Source organism: Nonomuraea sp. NPDC050022, assembly GCF_044460705.1.
In the GTDB taxonomy this organism is placed as follows: domain Bacteria; phylum Actinomycetota; class Actinomycetes; order Streptosporangiales; family Streptosporangiaceae; genus Nonomuraea.
In genome coordinates this window covers 121,311-134,902 of the sequence record NZ_JBITKE010000010.1, presented here as the reverse complement: position 1 = coordinate 134,902, position 13,592 = coordinate 121,311, and the positions used below count along the sequence as shown (strand labels likewise).

The 13,592-nt window shown below is 71.7% G+C and carries 14 protein-coding genes; 8 read left to right on the top strand and 6 right to left on the bottom strand.

Annotated features, from left to right (window positions below; translation table 11 throughout):
• Positions 1-43 precede the first annotated feature (43 nt).
• Positions 44-571, top strand: a complete 528-nt coding sequence (locus ACIBO2_RS38565) for an AAA family ATPase (RefSeq protein ID WP_397303422.1) — start codon at positions 44-46, stop codon at positions 569-571.
• 36 nt (positions 572-607) lie between these two features.
• On the opposite strand, the gene ACIBO2_RS38560 is transcribed toward ACIBO2_RS38565, so the two are convergent.
• Positions 608-1,525 carry an SDR family oxidoreductase gene (locus ACIBO2_RS38560; protein WP_358535090.1) on the bottom strand — a complete coding sequence of 306 codons (918 nt, stop codon included), beginning with the start codon at positions 1,523-1,525 and terminating at the stop codon, positions 608-610.
• A 31-nt stretch (positions 1,526-1,556) separates the two neighbouring features.
• On the bottom strand, positions 1,557-2,360 hold the full coding sequence (locus tag ACIBO2_RS38555; protein WP_397303420.1) for an SDR family oxidoreductase: 804 nt from the start codon (positions 2,358-2,360) through the stop codon (positions 1,557-1,559).
• Between the two features lie 46 nt (positions 2,361-2,406).
• Between ACIBO2_RS38555 and ACIBO2_RS38550 the strand changes: the two genes are divergently transcribed.
• The 4 genes from ACIBO2_RS38550 to ACIBO2_RS38535 are packed head-to-tail and all read left to right on the top strand — an operon-like array spanning position 2,407 to position 5,701.
• Positions 2,407-3,144: an enoyl-CoA hydratase family protein gene (locus ACIBO2_RS38550; protein ID WP_358535086.1), complete on the top strand. Its 738-nt coding sequence runs from the start codon at positions 2,407-2,409 to the stop codon at positions 3,142-3,144.
• A gap of 8 nt (positions 3,145-3,152) precedes the next feature.
• Positions 3,153-3,926 (top strand): CoA-transferase, encoded by a 774-nt coding sequence (locus ACIBO2_RS38545; RefSeq protein WP_358536125.1) that lies wholly within the window; start codon positions 3,153-3,155, stop codon positions 3,924-3,926.
• Complete coding sequence (locus ACIBO2_RS38540; protein WP_358535084.1) at positions 3,913-4,656, top strand: CoA-transferase; 744 nt, start codon at positions 3,913-3,915, stop codon at positions 4,654-4,656. Before ACIBO2_RS38545 ends, ACIBO2_RS38540 begins: the two co-directional genes overlap by 14 nt.
• Before the next feature lie 16 nt (positions 4,657-4,672).
• On the top strand, positions 4,673-5,701 hold the full coding sequence (locus ACIBO2_RS38535) for a nitronate monooxygenase (RefSeq protein WP_358535082.1): 1,029 nt from the start codon (positions 4,673-4,675) through the stop codon (positions 5,699-5,701).
• Here the strand turns inward: ACIBO2_RS38535 and ACIBO2_RS38530 are convergent.
• From ACIBO2_RS38530 to ACIBO2_RS38520, 3 genes are read right to left on the bottom strand one after another with little or no spacing between them, the layout of a single operon-like run.
• Complete coding sequence (locus tag ACIBO2_RS38530; protein ID WP_358535080.1) at positions 5,688-6,359, bottom strand: pentapeptide repeat-containing protein; 672 nt, start codon at positions 6,357-6,359, stop codon at positions 5,688-5,690. The genes ACIBO2_RS38535 and ACIBO2_RS38530 overlap by 14 nt on opposite strands.
• A gap of 4 nt (positions 6,360-6,363) precedes the next feature.
• Positions 6,364-7,842: a glycoside hydrolase family 3 N-terminal domain-containing protein gene (locus tag ACIBO2_RS38525; RefSeq protein WP_358535079.1), complete on the bottom strand. Its 1,479-nt coding sequence runs from the start codon at positions 7,840-7,842 to the stop codon at positions 6,364-6,366.
• Between the two features lie 52 nt (positions 7,843-7,894).
• Positions 7,895-9,046, bottom strand: a complete 1,152-nt coding sequence (locus ACIBO2_RS38520) for an acetyl-CoA C-acetyltransferase (protein ID WP_358535078.1) — start codon at positions 9,044-9,046, stop codon at positions 7,895-7,897.
• An 89-nt stretch (positions 9,047-9,135) separates the two neighbouring features.
• On the opposite strand from ACIBO2_RS38520, the gene ACIBO2_RS38515 reads away from it, so the two are divergent.
• Entirely contained in the window at positions 9,136-9,816 is a 681-nt protein-coding gene (locus ACIBO2_RS38515; RefSeq protein ID WP_397303414.1) for a TetR/AcrR family transcriptional regulator, read from the top strand.
• On the top strand, positions 9,813-10,493 hold the full coding sequence (locus tag ACIBO2_RS38510) for a DNA alkylation repair protein (RefSeq protein WP_358535075.1): 681 nt from the start codon (positions 9,813-9,815) through the stop codon (positions 10,491-10,493). The genes ACIBO2_RS38515 and ACIBO2_RS38510 overlap by 4 nt, the downstream gene beginning before the upstream one ends.
• Positions 10,494-10,498: 5 nt before the next feature.
• Here the strand turns inward: ACIBO2_RS38510 and ACIBO2_RS38505 are convergent, their stop codons facing one another.
• A complete protein-coding gene (locus ACIBO2_RS38505) occupies positions 10,499-11,338 on the bottom strand; it encodes a LysR family transcriptional regulator (protein ID WP_358536123.1) in 840 nt (279 codons plus the stop codon).
• Between the two features lie 85 nt (positions 11,339-11,423).
• Between ACIBO2_RS38505 and metE the strand changes: the two genes are divergently transcribed.
• The gene (gene metE, locus ACIBO2_RS38500; protein ID WP_358535073.1) at positions 11,424-13,583 is read left to right on the top strand and encodes a 5-methyltetrahydropteroyltriglutamate--homocysteine S-methyltransferase; all 2,160 of its coding nucleotides are present in this window, start codon (positions 11,424-11,426) and stop codon (positions 13,581-13,583) included.
• Positions 13,584-13,592 lie beyond the last annotated feature (9 nt).

Below are 13,592 nucleotides of genomic sequence, written 5' to 3'. Positions count from 1 at the left end.
GGGTTGGTCCGGGTGTTGGGTCAACGCGCGGACAATGGTGGGCATGGAGGTAGTGATAGTGTCCGGGCCGCCGGGGGCGGGGAAGTCGACCGTGGCCCGGCTGCTGGCCGATGCCGTCACGCCTAGCGTGCATCTGCATACGGATGACTTCTGGGCGTTCATCCGGCGAGGGGCCATCGCGCCGTACCTGGCGGAATCTCGCCATCAGAACGAGACCGTCATGAGCGTGCTGGCGAACGCGGCGTTCGGGTACGCCGACGGCGGCTATCACGTGATGGTGGATGGCGTCGTCGGGCCGTGGTTCGTCGGCGCCTTCGCCAAGGTACGGCGCGCTCCGCTGCACTATGTGGTGCTCCGGCCCGACCGGGAGACGACCCTGGTCAGGGCGACGGGGCGAGGGCTTGACGCGCTCACGGATCCGGAGCCGGTGCTGCAGATGTACCAGCAGTTCGTCGACCTGGGTGAGCTGGAGCCGCACGCCTTCGACTCCAGCGGCCTGACCGCCGAGCAGACGGTCGCCGAGATCCGCACCCGACTGTCCGAGGGCGCCTACCTGCTCAAGACGCCGTAGCCGCTTCCAGAGCCCGCCTCGGACCATGGACGGGCCTCACGACGGAGGCGGGCCTGCGCCGTAGGCGGGCACTGGGTCGGGGGCGTCTTTGAGGAGTTTCGCGACTGCGTCGCCTATCTCCCCGGGGGACCAGCGGGCGCCGCGGTCCGCGCGTGGGCCGTGGGTCCAGCCCGTGGCCAGGGAGATCACTCCGCCCTCCACCTCGAACACCCGGCCCGTCACCGCCTCCGATGCCGCCGAGCCGAGCCAGACGACCAGCGGTGACACGTTCGCCGGGTGCATCGTGTCGAAGCCGGAATCGGGCGCGGCCATGGTCTCGGCGAAAACCTCCTCGGTCATGCGGGTGCGGGCGGCGGGGGCGATGGCGTTCACCGTCACGCCGTACCGACCCAGTTCGGCGGCGGCCACCTGGGTCAGCGCGACGATCCCGGCCTTGGCGGCGGAGTAGTTGGACTGGCCGACGCTGCCGAGCAGGCCCGCGCCCGACGAGGTGTTGATCACGCGGGCGGCCGCGGGTGCGCCGGACTTGGCTCGTTCGCGCCAGTACGCGGCGGCGTGCCGCATCGTCAGGAAGTGACCCTTGAGGTGGACCCGGATGACCTCGTCCCAGTCGTCTTCGCCCATGGAGACCAGCATGCGGTCGCGGACGAATCCGGCGTTGTTCACCAGCACGTCGAGCCCGTCGTACGCGGTGACGGCGGTCTTCACCAGCCGGGCGGCTCCGTTCCAGTCGGCCACGTCGTCGCTGCTGGCCACCGCCTGGCCGCCGAGCGCGCGGATCTCCTCGGCCACGGCCAGCGCGGGACCGCCGGAGCTGCCGTCGCCGCCGAGGCCGGTGCCCAGGTCGTTGACCACGACACGGGCGCCCTGCCTGGCGAACTCCAGCGCGTGCTCCCTCCCGATGCCCCGCCCGGCTCCGGTCACGATCACCACGCGGCCGTCACAGATTCCCACACGGACCTCCCAGGAAGATCAGGCAGAGATATCAGGAAATGTCGCTTGAAGCCAGGTTTTGCCAGGCGGGAATCTCGCCGCCCCCGTGCACGTGTACCTGCGCCCCTGTCACATAACCGGGCGCGGCCAGCCACAGGCAGACCGAGGCCACGTCGGCGGGCGTCGCCATCCGCCCGGCCGGGATGGCGGTCCCCACGTCCTTACCGCCGTAGTGGTCGGCGGAGTCCTCCGTGGCGGCCAGTCCGACGACGACCGTGTTGACGCGTACGTCAGGAGCCCATTCGGCGGCCAGGCAGTTCGCCAGGTGATGCAGTCCCGCCTTGGCCGCACCGTACGCCGAGGTGCCCGGCGAGGGCCGTACTCCACTGGAGCTGCCGATCATCACGACGGAGCCGCCCGAGGCGGCGAGCAGCGGGTGGGCGCGCTGCGCGACGAGCATGGGGGCGATCAGATTGAGCTCGACGACACGTGTGTGCAGGCGTGGTGAGGTGCCCTCCAGCAGCGCGTACGGCGAGCCGCCCGCGTTGTTGACCACCACGTCCAGCCGGTCGAGCCCGGAGAACAGCCGCTCGAGGTCGTCGGCGTCCCGCACATCGGCCCGCACGAACCGCACCCCTTCGGCCGGCGCCGCATCCACAACCGAAGGAGGCGGCGTTGGTGACGACGCATCCACGGCCGAAGGCGTGCCCAGGGGCGCAGATGATGGGTCGTGGCGGGCGCAGACGATCACTTCGGCGCCGGCCGCGGCGAAGGCGGTGGCGATGCCCGCGCCGATCCCCCGCGTCCCGCCGGTCACCAGGACGACCTTGCCCGTGTAGTCGTAAGTCACCGTCACGGGTGCTACCGTACCAAGCAAGCGTTAGGTGCAACCAGGGAGCGGGATGGGAATCACGCTGCGGGACGGCCCGATCGCCGAGGTCGTCGTCGACGTCCCACCGGTGAACGCGCTGCCGGCGCGAGCCTGGCACGAGCTGGCCGGCGCCGTTACGGCCGCCGGGCAGGACGAACAGACCAGGGTCGTCGTACTACGAGCCGAGGGCCGGGGCTTCAACGCCGGCGTGGACATCAAGGAGATGCAGGCCACCGAGGGCCACACCGCCCTGATCAACGCGAACAGGGGGTGCTTCGCGGCGTTCGCGGCCGTGTACGACTGCCCGGTGCCCGTGATCGTCGCTGTGCACGGCCACTGCGTCGGCGGCGGCGTGGGCCTGGTGGGCAACGCGGACATCGTGCTGGCCAGTGAGGACGCTTACTTCGGCCTGCCGGAGGTGGACAGGGGCGCGCTCGGCGCCGCCACCCACCTGTCCCGGCTGGTGCCGCAGCACCTCATGCGCGCCATGGTCTACACGTGCCGGAACGTGACGGCGGCCGAGCTGCACGCGTTCGGCTCGGTGCTGGAGGTGGTGCCGCGTGACAAGCTGCGGGACGCGGCGCTGGAGGTGGCGGGTCAGATCGCGGACAAGGACCCGTACGTGATCCGCCGCGCCAAGGAGTCGCTCAACGGCATCGACCCGGTGGACGTGAAGCGCTCCTACCGCTTCGAGCAGGGCTTCACGTTCGAGCTGAACCTGATGGGCGCGGGCGACAGGCACCGGGACCGTTTCGTGGAGGGCTCGTGAGCAAGGTCATGTCCGTCGAGGAGGTCGCGGCCGAGGTCGAGAGCGGCATGACGGTCGGCGTCGGCGGCTGGGGATCGCGCCGCAAGCCGATGGCGCTGATCGCCGGCCTGCTGCGGTCGAACGTCCGCGATCTCACCCTCATCTCCTACGGCGGCCCGGATGTCGGCATGCTCTGCGCCGCCGGGAAGGTACGCAGGGTGGTGGCCCCGTTCGTGACGCTGGACTCCATCCCGCTCGAACCGCACTTCAGGCGGGCCAGGCAAGGCGGCACGGTCGAGTTCACCGAGTATGACGAGGGCATGTTCATGTTCGGGCTGCTGGCGGCGGCGCACCGGCTGCCGTTCCTGCCCACGCGGGCCGGTCTCGGCTCCGACGTCATGCGGGTCAATCCCGATCTGCGCACCGTCCGCTCGCCGTACGAGGACGGGGAGGAGCTGGTCGCCGTGCCCGCGCTGACCATGGACGTCGCGCTGGTGCACCTCAACCGGGCGGACCGGCGCGGCAACGCGCAGTACCTGGGCCCCGATCCGTACTTCGACGACCTCTACGCCAAGGCGGCGGCCCGGTGCTTCGTGTCGTGCGAGCGGCTGGTGGACACCGCCGACCTGCTGAAGGAGGGGCCGGTGCAGTCGCTGCTGATCAGCCGGTCGATGGTGAGCGGCGTGGTCGAGACGCCGGGCGGCGCGGGGTTCACCGCGTGCGAGCCCGATTACGGCCGCGACGAGCAGGAGCAGCGGCGCTATGTCGATACGCCGTGGGAGGAGTTCCATGACCAAGTCTGACGTGTCCGTGAGCAGGGCTGATGTGTGCGTGGTCGCCTGCGCGGAGGCGTTCAGAGGCGACGGGGAGATCCTCGCGGCCGGGATCGGCGGGGCGGTCACCGTGCTGGCTGCCCGGCTGGCCAGGCTGACGTTCGAGCCTGATCTGCTCACGCATGACGGCGTCTGCCTGCTGACGGGCGACGTACCGGCGCTGGGTGAGCGGCCCGAGGTGGTGGAGGGCTGGCTGCCGTTCCGCGATCACCTGTGGCTGGTGCTGAACGGCCGGCGGCACGTGATGCTCGGCGCGAGCCAGATCGATCGCTTCGGCAACTCGAACATCTCCTGCATCGGCGACTGGGCACGGCCCAAGGCGCAGCTCCTCGGCGTACGCGGCGCGCCGGGCAACACGCGCTGCGGCCCGACGAGTTACTGGATCCCCCGGCACTCCCCCAAGGTGTTCGTGCCGCGAGTGGACGTGGTCAGCGGTCTCGGGACCGACAAGGGTGCCTTCGACCTGCGGCGGGTGGTGACGAACCTGGCCGTGCTCGACTTCCGCACGCCGGACGGGTCGATGCGGCTGGCCTCGGTGCATCCGGGGGTGAGTGTCGCGGAGGTGGTCGCGGCGACGGGGTTCGAGTTGACGGTCCCTGAGGACGTACCCGAGACCCGGGAGCCGACCACCGAGGAGAGCAGCCTGCTGAAGGAGGTGCTCGACCCGCGCGGGTCGCGCGAGCGCGAGGTGGCCGCATGAGGAAAGCGGCAGCGGCGTGAAGACCGCGCTGACCGACCTCGTGGGGTGCCGGTATCCGATCGTGCAGACCGGGATGGGGTACGTCGCGGGCGCGCGGCTCGCCGCGGCCACCTCGGAGGCGGGCGGGCTCGGGATCATCGCGGCCGCCACGATGTCCGTTGGCGAGATGACCGAGGCGATCAATGGCGTGCGGGAGCGGACGGACGCCCCGTTCGGGGTGAACATCCGCTCCGACGCCGACGACGCGGCCGAACGGGTGGAGGTGATGATCCGCGAGGGCGTGCGCGTGGCGTCGTTCGCGCTGGCGCCGCGGCGGGAGTTGATCGACCGGCTGAAGGGCGCGGGCGTGGTGACGATCCCGTCCGTGGGCGCTCGGCGGCACGCCGAGAAGGTGGCCGCCTGGGGCGTGGACGCGGTGATCGTGCAGGGCGGCGAGGGCGGCGGCCACACCGGGCCGGTCGCGACGACGCTGCTGCTCCCCCAGGTGGTGGACGCGGTGGACATCCCGGTGATCGCGGCGGGCGGCTTCTTCGACGGGCGCGGGCTGGTGGCGGCGCTGGCGTACGGGGCGTGCGGCATCGCGATGGGCACCCGGTTCCTGCTGACGAGCGACTCGTCGGTGCCGGACGAGGTGAAGAAGGTCTACCTGGCGGCGGCCGACACACTGGTCACCACGCGGGTCGATGGTGTGCCGCATCGGGTGCTCAGGACGCCGTTCGTGGAGTCGCTTGAGCGCTCCCGGCTGCTCAGGGCCGTGGTCAACGGTGCCAGGTTCAAGCGGTTGTCGGGGCTGACGTGGACCCAGATGATCCGCGAGGGGCGCCGGATGCGGCATGGCCGCGAGCTGACCTGGGCGCAGGTGCTGCAGGCGGCCAACACGCCGGTGCTGCTGCGGGCCGCCATGGTCGAGGGACGGGCCGACCTGGGGGTGATGGCCTCCGGGCAGGTGGTCGGGGTGCTCGACGACCTGCCGTCCTGCCGGGAGCTGATCGAGCGAGTGATGTCCGAGGCGGAGACAGTGATGGAGCGGTTCAGAGCACCGTGATGCCGCGGGCGGCCAGGATGGCCGCCGCCTGGGCGGGGTTGATCGTCGCCCCCTGGAAAGCCCGCAGCTTGGTGTCGTCGGGCTCGCCCAGGTCGGCGCCGCGCAGGTCGGCCTTGGCGAACACGGTCTTGAGCAGCTTGGTCCCGCGCAACCGGCAGCCGCTGAACGTCGCCTCGGTGAAGTCGCAGCCCGACAGATCGGCGTCGTCGAAGCGGACGCCCTCGATGAGCTCCCCGCGCAGCGAGCAGCCGCCGAGGTTGGCCATGGTCAGGTTGGAGCGGGAGACCTTGAAGCCGGTTCCCCGCGCCGCGGTGAGCGACGCGCCGATCATGCGGCACCCGGTGAAGGCCACGTCCGTCACCAGCGCCCCGCCGAACTGGGCGGAGGACAGGTCCACGTCGGTGAACGTCACGTCGATGAGCTCGGCGTCGTTGAACCTGATCCGCATCCCGCCGCCGCCCGTGAACACCGCGCCGTCGAGGTCGGCCCGCCGGAAGTCGGCGTGTTCTAGCACGCACGACTCGAAGCGGGCGCCGGCCAGCGGAGCCCGCCGGAGGTCGGTCTCGGTCAGGTCGCAGTCGCGGAAGACGTGGGTCTCGTCCGGCGCGAGCCGGTCGGTGAGCGTGGTCTGGGAGAGGTCCTCGCCGTCGAAGTTCACGGTGTCAAAGGGTACCGGTGATCAGTTCGGCGGCGGCCTGGCCGCAGACCCTGGCCGAGCCGTACGTGGCGATGTGCACGGCGCCCAGGTCGGACCGGGCGGGCAGGCCCATCTCGACCACCACGGCGTCGGGGCGGGCGCTGAGCAGGTGCCGCAGCGCCTCGCTCTGCCAGGGATGGCGGTGCGCGTCGCGGACCACGACGACGAGGGGGTGCCCGGCCGCGGCGGCGATGAGCCGCTCCAGCACGGCTCCGGTCGCCTCGCCGGCCGCGAGCCGGGTCACGGCGGTGCCGGGCAGCAGCCTGCCCAGGGGCTCGCCGACGCCCCACGGTGTGTTCTTGTCGATGGCCAGGTTCATCTCGGGGGCCAGCTCCACCACGTGCGCCGCGGAGGTGAGCGGCAGGACGGGGTCGCTCGTGCGGCGGGTGATCCGCAGCGCGCGGCGGGCCGCGACCAGGCCGAGGTGGCCGACCTCGGGGTCCGGGGTGCCCGCGGCGGCGGTCCAGGCGGCCAGCTCGCCGACCCGGCGCGCGGCGTCGGCCAGGCGCTCCTCCGGCAGCAGGCCCTCGCGCACGGCTTCGGCTATCGCGTCGCGCACCTCGACGGCGGTCGCCTCGCCTGAGTGCTCGCCGCCGACGCAGATGGCGTCGGCCCCGGCGGCGATGGCGCGGGCGGCGGCGCCCCCGATCCCGTACGGCCCGGAGACGGCGGCCATCTCGATGCCGTCGGTGATGATCAGGCCGTCGAAGCCCAGCTCCTCGCGGAGCAGCCCGGTGAGCACCTTGGGGCTGAGCGTGGCGGGCAGGACGGCGTCGTACGCGGGCACCAGCAGGTGACCGGTCATGACGGCCTTGACGCCTTCCTGGATCGCGGCGCGGAAGGGGCCGAGCGCGTACTCGATCCCGTCGGTGGCGACCACCGGCACGCCGTGGTGGGAGTCGATCGAGGTGTCACCGTGGCCGGGGAAGTGCTTGGCGCAGGCGGCCACCCCGGCGGACTGCAGGCCGCGGACGAACGCCCTGGTGTGCCGGGAGACCAGCGCGGTGTCGGCGCCGAAGGAGCGCAGGCCGATGACCGGGTTGTCGGGGTTGGAGTTGACGTCGGCCGAGGGGGCGAAGTCGATCGTGATGCCCGCGGCCGCCAGGTCCGCCCCGAGGTTCCTGGCCACGGCCTCGGTCAGCGTCACGTCGTCCACGACGCCGAGCGCGTAGCCGCCGGGACGGCTGCTGCCGGTGGCCACCTCCAGCCGGGTCACCTCGCCCGACTCCTCATCGATGCCGATCATGACGGCGGGGTTCTCCGCGCGCAGGGCGGCGGTCAGTTCGGCCACCTGGGCCGCTCCCGCGATGTTGCGGGTGAACAGCACGACCCCGGCCAGCCCCTCCCCCAGGCGGCGGCGGAGCCAGTCGGGCGGGGTCGTTCCCCCGAACCCGGGCAGGATTACGGCATCGGCAAGGCACAGCAGGTCACCGCTCTTGAGCATGACCCGCAATCTAATAGGAAAGTTTCCTATTTGCTAGTGGCATCGCCGGACGTCATAGGCGTTCGATGATGGTGACGTTCGCCTGGCCGCCTCCTTCGCACATCGTCTGCAGGCCGTATCGGCCGCCGGCCCGCTCCAACTCGTGCAGCAGCTTCACGGCCAGGACCGCGCCGGTCGCGCCGAGCGGGTGGCCGAGTGCGATCGCGCCGCCGTTCGGGTTGACCCTGGCGGGGTCGGCGCCGCTCTCCTTCAGCCAGGCGAGCACGACCGAGGCGAACGCCTCGTTGATCTCCACGGCGTCGATGTCGCCGATCGTCATCCCGCTCTTGCGCAGCGCGTGCTCCGTGGCCTGGATCGGCGCCGCGAGCATCATGACGGGGTCGCCGCCGCGCACCGACAGGTGGTGCACGCGGGCGCGCGGGCGCAGCCCGTGCTCCCGTACGGCCCGTGGCGACGCGATGAGCAGGGCGGCGGCGCCGTCGGAGATCTGCGAGGCCAGGGCGGCGGTGAGGCGTCCGTCCTCGACCAGGGGCTGGAGCCCGGCCATCTTGGCCGGAGTGGTGTCGCGGCGCGGGCCCTCGTCAGTGGTGACGCCCTCATAGGGGGTGATCTGGGCCGCGAAGCGGCCGGTGTCGATGGCGGCGATGGCCCGGCGGTGCGACTCATAGGCGAACGCCTCCATGTCCTCTCGGGAGATGTCCCACTTGGCGGCGATCTGTTCGGCTCCGGTGAACTGGGAGACCTCCTGCGTGCCGTACCGGGAGAGCCAGCCCTTGGAGCCGCTGAAGGGGGTGTCGTGCCCGAGAGGGCGGCCGGCGAGCATCGCCGAGGAGATGGGGATCATGCTCATGTTCTGTACGCCGCCGGCCACCACGAGGTCGCTGGTGCCCGAGAGCACGGCCTGGGCGGCGAAGTGCAGCGCCTGCTGCGAGGAGCCGCACTGGCGGTCGACCGTGACGCCGGGCACCTCCTCCGGCAGGCCCGCGGCCAGCCAGCAGGTGCGGGCGATGTCGCCGGCCTGCGGTCCGATGGTGTCCACGCAGCCGAACACCACGTCCCCCACGGCCGCCGGATCGGCGCCCGTGCGGGTCATCAGCTCTTGGAGTACGTGCGCGCCGAGGTCGGCGGGGTGGGCGCCGGCGAGACCGCCGTTCCTGCGCCCGACCGGGGTCCTGACCGCGCCGACGATGTATGCCTCGTTCACTCCCGCATCGTAGCAAGCGCTTGGTCGCGCGCGGAATGCCGGGTGAGCTGGGCGGGTTCGGTGAACAAGCGATTGTCTGAGGGCTCATAATGGGAGGCGTGACAACGCGAAAGAACCCCGGGCAGAGCGCGGCCGCCCCGGCGAAGCGCCAGCGCGCGACCTCGTCCGGGCCGGCGTCGGAGCGCCGTGACCACCTCGTCAAGCTCGCCGCGGAGCTCTTCGCCCGCAAGGGCTTCCAGGCCACGACCGTACGCGAGATCGCCGACGAGGCGGGCATCCTCTCGGGAAGTCTCTATCACCATTTCGATTCCAAGGAGACCATCGTCGACGAGGTGCTCTCCACCTTCCTCGACGACCTGGTCACCCGCTACCGCACGGCGATCGCCTCGGGCTCCGACCCGCGCACGATTCTGTCGGAGATGGTGCGCATCGGCTTCGGCACGCTGGAGCCGCACCGGGCCGCGATCACCGTAATGCAGAACGACTGGAACTACCTGCGGCAGTTCGAGCGGTTCAACTACCTGGTCAAGGCCGAGGACGAGGTCGAGCAGATCTGGGTCGCCCAGATCAAGGCGGGCCAGGCGGCTGGGCAGTTCCGCGCCGACGTGGACCCGAAGCTCACCTACCGGATGATCCGCGACACGATCTGGGTGGCGGTGCGCTGGTTCCGTCCCGGCGGGCGGCTCAACACGACGGGTCTGGCCGAGCACTACATCACCGTGCTCTTCGACGGCCTGGCCACGGGTGAGCGGACCAGCCAGCAGGCATGACGCTTGGTACGGCGGTGCGTCAGGCACTGCGGGAAGCGGCGGAGCCCGAGAAGGCCGCCACGATGCGCGCGTACATGAAGTCCGACATGCCCTTCCTCGGCGTCCAGGCGGTGCCGAGGCGGGCGGTGCTGCGGCGGGTCTTCTCGGCCCACCGCATCGGCACGGCGCCGGAGTGGCGCCGGGCGGTGCTCGGCCTGTGGCGCGAGGCCGAATACCGCGAGGAGCGCTACGCGGCGATCGATCTGACCGGCTATCACCACTACCGGGAGTTCCAGACTCTCTACACGGTGCCGATGTACGAGGAGATGATCGTCAGCGGGGCCTGGTGGGACCTGGTCGACGAGCTGGCCACGCACCGGATCGGCGGCCTGCTGACCGCCTTCCCCGACTCGATGCGCCCGCTCATGCTGGACTGGGCGCGCGACGGCGACCTGTGGAAGCGCCGCACCGCGATCCTGAGCCAGAACAGGTTCAAGGCCCGCACCGACACGGCCCTGCTCTACGCCTGCATCGAGCCGAGCCTGTCGGACAACGACTTCTTCGCCCGTAAGGCGATCGGCTGGGCGTTGCGCGAATACGCCAAGACCAATCCGGCGGAGGTCATCCGCTATGTACGCACCAAGGGCATCTCGGGTCTGAGCCGCCGCGAGGCCCTGCGCAACTTACCCGCGACCTAGTCCACTTACCTAGTCCACAAGGCATCCTGTACGGCCTGCACCAGGGCCATCAGCTCGGGCGTGACGCGCTCCCTGGCCCAGGCCAGCGCGTACGTGATGCGCAGGTCCCCCGCGTCGAGCGGGACGAACCGCAGGTCGTCGCGTCGGATGGTCCTGGCCAGCAGCTGCGGGATCGGCAGCACCCCGGCACCCGCCGCGACCAGGTCGAGCGCGGCGGCGAAGTCGTCGTCGGCCACCATGCGCGAGCGCCCCGGCAGCCCGGCCCACGCCCGGCTGCCGGGGGTCAGCAGCACCTGCCCGGCCAGGTCACCGGCGACGACCTTGGCCCTCGGCGCCAGTACGTGCCCCAGCGGCACCGCGAGCTGGTCCACCGAGACGTGGAACCGGGCGGCGGTGACGAACCGCGCGGGCGCGGGGGTGGCCAGGATCGCCGCCGACACCTCGCCCCGCTCCAGCGCGTCGGCGGCCGTCCCACGACCGGCGACCGTGAGCTCCACGCCGATGGCCGGGGTGCGGGCCGCCAACCGGCGGGCGACCCGGGCCGCCAACGCGCCGACGAGTGGTGGATAAGCAAGATGAATGGTCGGCCGGGCCAGCCGGGCGGCTTCGGCCGCGAACGCGGCGGCGGCGGTCAGCAGCTCGTCGGCGTGCGGAAGCAGCGCCCTGCCCTCGGCGGTCAGCCGCACCGCGCGGGCGGACCGGTCGAACAGCCTGGTCCCGGCCGCGCGCTCCAGTCTGGTGATGGCCTGGCTCATGGCAGGCTGGGACATGCCCAGGTCCGCGGCGGCGAGCGAGAAGCTGAGCCGGGCCGCCACGCGGACGAAGCACTGGACCTCCTTGAGCATAAGCAGCACGAATACAGGATGCATCAGGTGGGACCGGTGTGGTGAATTCTCGGCGTTGGATCAAGTCAACGCATGGGAGCAGTCGATGTCGTCATTTCCCCGGTCCACCGTGCTCGGATACCCGAGGATCGGCCCGCGAAGGGAGCTGAAGCGGGCCCTGGAGTCCTACTGGGACGGCCGCTCGACCCGGGCGGAGCTGGAGGAGGCGGGCGCCGAGATCCGGGAGCGGACCTGGCGGCGGCTCGACGAGCTGGGCCTGGCCGGGCTGCCGTCCAACACCTTCTCGCTCTATGACCAGGTGCTCGACACGGCCGTGCTGCTCGGCGCGGTGCCCCGGCGCTATCAGGAGGCCGAGGACCCCTACTTCGCGATGGCCAGGGGCACCGCGGGGCTGGCGCCGCTGCGGATGACGAAGTGGTTCGACACGAACTACCACTACATCGTGCCGGAGATCGACGCCGAGACCGTGTTCGAGCTCGACCCGGCCAAGCCGCTCGCCGAGCTGCGGCAGGCTCGGGGGCTGGGCTTCGAGACGCGGCCCGTGGTGGTGGGGCCGGTGACGTTCCTGCTGCTGGCCGGGGCGCTGGAGCGGCTGGATGAGGTGCTCGGCTGCTACGAGGAGCTGCTGGCGATCCTGGCGGCCGAGGGCGTGGAGTGGGTACAGCTCGACGAGCCAGCGCTGGTGGCCGACCGGACGCCCGAGGAATTGGCCGCCGTCACGGCCGCCTACGAACGGCTGGGGGCCGCGCCGTCGCGCCCCTGGCTGTTCGTCGCCTCCTACTTCGGCGACCTGGGCGAGGCGCTGCCCGTCCTGACCGCGACGCCGGTGGAGGCGATCGGGGTGGACCTGGTGCGCGGCGGCCTGGACCGGCTGCCGGCGCTGGCGGGCAAGACCGTGGTGGCGGGCGTGGTGTCCGGGCGGGACGTGTGGCGTACCGCTCCCGGGCGGGCCCTGAGCCTGTTGCGGGCGGTGCGGGAGCACGCGGCGGACGTGGTGGTCAGCACCTCGTGCTCGCTCCTGCACGTGCCCTACGACGTGGCGGGGGAAGAAGGGCTCGACCCGGCACTCCGGGCGCGGCTGGCCTTCGCCGAGCAGAAGGTGGCGGAGGTCGTCGAGCTGGCGCGCACCGACTTCCGGGGCGCCGAGGCGCCGGCCGCGTCGGTGGCGCTGGCGGACCCGGTCGTGTTCGAGGGGCGCGGGCCGTACGCGGAGCGCGCCGCGGCCCAGGCCGCGCACCTGCGGCTGCCCGTGCTGCCGAGCACCACGATCGGGTCGTTCCCGCAGACCGGCGAGCTGCGCGCGGCTCGCGCGGCCGTGGTGGCGGGCACGCTGGCTGAGGCCGACTACGAGCGGCGGGTCGAGGCGGAGATCGAGCGGGTCATCAGGCTGCAGGAGCGGCTCGGCCTCGACGTCCTCGTGCACGGCGAGCCGGAGCGCAATGACATGGTCCAGTACTTCGCCGAGCACCTCGACGGCTTCGCGGTGACCGCCAACGGCTGGGTCCAGTCCTACGGCTCCCGGTGCACCAGGCCGCCGATCCTGCACGGCGACGTCGGGCGGGCCGCGCCCATCACCGTACGGTGGGCGCGCCACGCGCAGTCACTGACGGACAAGCCGGTCAAGGGCATGCTCACCGGGCCCGTCACGATCGTCGCCTGGTCGTTCGTCCGCGACGACCTGCCGCTGCGCGACGTGGTGTTCCAGGTGGCCGACGCGGTCCGGGACGAGGTACGCGACCTGGAGGCGGCGGGTGTGTCGATCATCCAGGTGGACGAGCCGGCGCTGCGCGAGCTGCTGCCCCTCAGGCGGGCCTCGCAGGCCGACTACCTGGAGTGGGCCGTGGCCGCGTACCGGCGGGCCACCTCGGGGGCCAGCGACCGCATCCAGATCCACACGCACCTGTGCTATTCGGACGCCGACCAGATTCTCGCGGCGATCGACGGCCTGGACGCCGACGTCACCACGATCGAGTCGGCCCGCTCCGGGGCCCGGATCCTGGGGGCCGTGGGCTCCTTCGGGCGAGGGCTCGGGCCGGGGGTCTACGACATCCACTCGCCGAGGGTGCCGAGCCAGGCCGAGGTGGAGGAGTTGTTGCGGGAGACTCTGAAGGTGCTGCCCGCCGAGCGGGTCTGGGTGAATCCGGACTGCGGGCTGAAGACGCGTACGTACGAGCAGGTAGAGGCGGCGCTGGCCAACGTGGTCGGCGCGACCAGGCGCCTGCGCGACGAACTCGGCGCCACATGATCAGCGCGA

What these genes read in the sequence shown, in the direction of transcription:
- ACIBO2_RS38515 (WP_397303414.1), top strand. Translation starts at nt 9,136, where the DNA reads ATGGGAGGCGTGACAACGCGAAAGAACCCCGGGCAGAGCGCGGCCGCC.
- ACIBO2_RS38525 (WP_358535079.1), bottom strand. Translation starts at nt 7,842, where the DNA reads ATGCTCAAGAGCGGTGACCTGCTGTGCCTTGCCGATGCCGTAATCCTG.
- ACIBO2_RS38550 (WP_358535086.1), top strand. Translation starts at nt 2,407, where the DNA reads ATGGGAATCACGCTGCGGGACGGCCCGATCGCCGAGGTCGTCGTCGAC.
- metE (WP_358535073.1), top strand. Translation starts at nt 11,424, where the DNA reads ATGTCGTCATTTCCCCGGTCCACCGTGCTCGGATACCCGAGGATCGGC.
- ACIBO2_RS38545 (WP_358536125.1), top strand. Translation starts at nt 3,153, where the DNA reads ATGTCCGTCGAGGAGGTCGCGGCCGAGGTCGAGAGCGGCATGACGGTC.
- ACIBO2_RS38510 (WP_358535075.1), top strand. Translation starts at nt 9,813, where the DNA reads ATGACGCTTGGTACGGCGGTGCGTCAGGCACTGCGGGAAGCGGCGGAG.
- ACIBO2_RS38505 (WP_358536123.1), bottom strand. Translation starts at nt 11,338, where the DNA reads ATGCTCAAGGAGGTCCAGTGCTTCGTCCGCGTGGCGGCCCGGCTCAGC.
- ACIBO2_RS38540 (WP_358535084.1), top strand. Translation starts at nt 3,913, where the DNA reads ATGACCAAGTCTGACGTGTCCGTGAGCAGGGCTGATGTGTGCGTGGTC.
- ACIBO2_RS38565 (WP_397303422.1), top strand. Translation starts at nt 44, where the DNA reads ATGGAGGTAGTGATAGTGTCCGGGCCGCCGGGGGCGGGGAAGTCGACC.